This is a genomic window from Xanthovirga aplysinae, from assembly GCF_009711365.1.
GTDB lineage: Bacteria > Bacteroidota > Bacteroidia > Cytophagales > Cyclobacteriaceae > Xanthovirga > Xanthovirga aplysinae.
This window is the reverse complement of record NZ_SMMB01000680.1, coordinates 1-3,256: the sequence shown is the minus strand read 5'-3', so window position 1 is coordinate 3,256 and position 3,256 is coordinate 1. Positions and strand designations below refer to the sequence as shown.

The 3,256-nt window shown below is 36.1% G+C and carries 4 protein-coding genes; 3 read left to right on the top strand and 1 reads right to left on the bottom strand.

The features are described from left to right. On the bottom strand, positions 1-399 hold a 399-nt coding region (locus tag E1171_RS04120; RefSeq protein WP_187696244.1), incomplete at its 3' end, for an alpha/beta fold hydrolase. 606 nt (positions 400-1,005) lie between these two features. On the opposite strand from E1171_RS04120, the gene E1171_RS04115 reads away from it, so the two are divergent. The 3 genes from E1171_RS04115 to E1171_RS04105 form a co-directional block, all read left to right on the top strand. Further along, a complete protein-coding gene (locus E1171_RS04115) occupies positions 1,006-1,587 on the top strand; it encodes a TetR/AcrR family transcriptional regulator (RefSeq protein WP_155204379.1) in 582 nt (193 codons plus the stop codon). Positions 1,588-1,638: 51 nt separating this feature from the next. Further along, on the top strand, positions 1,639-2,313 hold the full coding sequence (locus E1171_RS04110) for a peroxiredoxin-like family protein (RefSeq protein WP_155204377.1): 675 nt from the start codon (positions 1,639-1,641) through the stop codon (positions 2,311-2,313). A gap of 61 nt (positions 2,314-2,374) precedes the next feature. Continuing rightward, the coding region (locus E1171_RS04105) for an SDR family oxidoreductase (RefSeq protein WP_155204375.1) at positions 2,375-3,256 on the top strand (882 nt) is incomplete at its 3' end.

Here is a 3,256-nt window from a genome sequence, read left to right as displayed (position 1 = left end):
TGGCCGTATTTTCTCTTTTTTAAGAATATGTCTTAGTTCTTTTACCATATTAGGTATAGTACGTGCTGTAAAGGTTGTATCAGATTTTCCTACTCCTGCTCTATCATAAGTTAAAACATTTGACATGCTTGAGATTGAATCAGGAATACTTTTCCATGTGTCCATAGATGAAGCCATTCCATTTTCGAATATTACTGTGGGACTACCTTTACCGTATTCTTTAATATGAAATTTTGAGTCATTAATATCTACAAATCTTTCTTGCCCCTTAGTTGAACATCCTGTTAAGGATAGTGCAATTATTACGGATATAATTATTTTCATTTTTCTTCTTGCCGTTACCGGCTCTGCTGGCTGCTGTGCTTTCTTAGCGTCGGGTTTTGCGCGTTGGCAAAGCATGGCGGCTCGCCATTGTTGGCAAACATGTTAGCTAATTATTATTTAGCTTTCTCCAATTTGTCCTAACACCTATAACTCCTAGAATCATTCCAAATAGACACCCTAGCATTCCACCCAAAATTGATCCTCCAAATTAAGCATAACTTAACATACCCCCGAAGTTGCCTAGTACTTTTATAAAAGCTTTTCTGTAAAACCAGAACACAACATAGCTATACCAATTGCAATTATACTTCAATTAACCAGAATAGATAAATAAGTACTATTATTTCTATTGAATGTATAAGGGACAAAACTGTAGGTCCCTTGGCCCCTAGTTACCAGGCCCAGTAGAAGGGTAGCTGTCATCAGGGGCCAAAAATACTAATTTATATAAAGAACTATTCTCTCATCCCTCTAATATACCCATCCTTCTTTTACCCCATATAAATAAAACCCAATGAAAGCATAAACCCCTAGACGGGGGTAGTATTAATTAACGGGACTCTGTATTAGACTCCATTTTTAGATTAAAATAATGGTAGTACTTAAATATTTTTTTAAAATTTATTTGACATTACAGAACAATCGTTCTTAATTAGCGTTTGATTACTAAAACAAACACCAATGCCACGGGCAAAAGAATATAGTAAAGAGGAAGTTTTAAATACAGCTACCAAGGTTTTTTGGAAAAGAGGTTTTAAAAATACATCCATCAGTGATCTTGTTAACGCAACAGGCTTAAACAAGCATAGTATGTATGGTGAATTTGAAAATAAAGAAGGCCTTTTTCTTGCGTGTATTGATCATTATGTAAATACATCTACTAAATATCTAATGGACATCTTAAAAGAAGAACCTCTCGGCATTGGAAATATTAAAGCTTTTATTAAAAATAGAATTGAATATGCAACCTCTGGAGAATTTGACGGATGTCTGTTGGTAAATACAACAGTAGAAAAACATCTTCTCGATGAGAAAATAAATAAAATCGTAAATAAAGAACTCTATGGACAAAAAAACTTATTTCACGCCTGTTTAGTTGCAGCGCAGAAAAATGGCGAGATTTCAACGGAAAAAGATTGTGAAATACTTGCAGATTATTTAATGTGCTTCTTGGAAGGTCTAATGATTGTCGGAAAAACCAACCCTACTAAAAGGTCATTGAATAACATAATGGATACCACAATGGGGGCAATTCTAAAATAAATTTTTTTTATTCAATTTCAGAACGACTGTTCTGAAAAAATATAAAGTATAATGAAAAGTAAATTGGCAGAAAATATCAAGAGCTTCCAAGCAGAAGCTTTTCCACAGATGAAACCTCATGTTTTAGAGACTTTATTTAAAGGAGTAGAAGATTTAGAGCTTGACAAAATTGAAAAGAATGCTTTAAAGGTTGGAGATAAAATGCCACCCTTTACTTTGACTGATGCGAAGGGCGAAAAAATTTCATCCGATAAGCTATTAGAACAAGGTTCCCTTGTTATCAGTTTTTACCGGGGTGGATGGTGCCCATATTGTAATTTGGAGTTAAGAGCACTTCAAACTCTAGTACCGGAGTATAAAAAGAACAACGCTACACTTATAGCAATTTCACCAGAAAAACCAGATGATTCATTGTCAACACAAGAAAAGAATGAACTCAAATTCCCAGTATTAAGCGATAACAATAATGATGTTGCAAGAAGTATGGGATTGCTTTTTGAAGTTCCCAAAGAGGTGGTTGACATTTCAAAAAGCGAATGGGGATTGGATTTTTCGGAATATAATGGAACAGAAAAACATGAGTTACCCATTCCGGCTACCTATGTAGTGAACACAGAGGGAATAGTCAAACTTGCATTTGTAAATCCAGATTATACCAAGCGAGCGGAGCCTTGGGAAATTCTCACGACTTTGGCTTCATTAAATACCGAAGGACAACCAACCTAAAAAACCCAAACTATAGAGAATAACCCTTTTTAATTATACTTTTTTACAAAAATCCAATAAAATGAGTAATCGATTGAACGTTTTAATCACAGGAGCAACTTCAGGTTTTGGTAGAAAAACTGCAGAAAAGCTTGCCGAAGATGGACATCAGGTATTTGCTACCACAAGAGGTGTCCATGGAAAAAATGCTGATGCTGTTCAAAATCTTGAACACTGGGCGAATGAGCGAGATCTTAACATTAAAGTGGTAGAGCTTGATGTGTCAGATGACCAATCTGTCAATCAGGCAATATCCTCAATTCTTATAGAGGCAGGACATCTAGATGTGGTTGTAAACAATGCAGCTATCGTGGGTCTTGGTCCAATGGAGGCATATTCTATAGATCAAATTGAGGCCATGTATAATACCAATGTATTTGGTTCTTTACGTGTTCTCCAGGCTGTTTTACCAAGTATGCGTAAGCGTAAATCAGGATTACTAATTCAAGTTTCGAGCGTTGGAGGGAGAACCTATTTACCTTTTCATGGCATATATAATTCAACAAAATGGGCAGTAGAATCAATTGCAGAAGGCCTTAATTATGAATTAGAGTCACATGGAATTGAATCCGTCATTATTGAACCAGGTGCATTTAACACGGAAATAATGGGTAAATTTGCTGCTCCTGATAATTCTGAGATTGAGGAGGAATATGCTGAATTCAACAAAGCCAAGGAAGTTATGTTTGGTAAAATGATGAAGCTCATTACAGCTGACAGCGCTCCTGGCCCAATTTGGATTGCGGATGCCATAAAAAAACTAGTAGACATGCCTGCCGGTGAACGGCCGATTCGAACTGTTATTGGTGAAGCCGCAACAGGAGGTGTCCGAGAGTTAAATAAAGCTCAGGTTATTGCACAACGACAACATTTGGAAGAATTAGGTCTAGGCAATTGGATTAAA

Coding starts and splice junctions, on each gene's coding strand:
- E1171_RS04115 (WP_155204379.1), top strand. CDS start 1,006: ATGCCACGGGCAAAAGAATATAGTAAAGAGGAAGTTTTAAATACAGCT.
- E1171_RS04110 (WP_155204377.1), top strand. CDS start 1,639: ATGAAAAGTAAATTGGCAGAAAATATCAAGAGCTTCCAAGCAGAAGCT.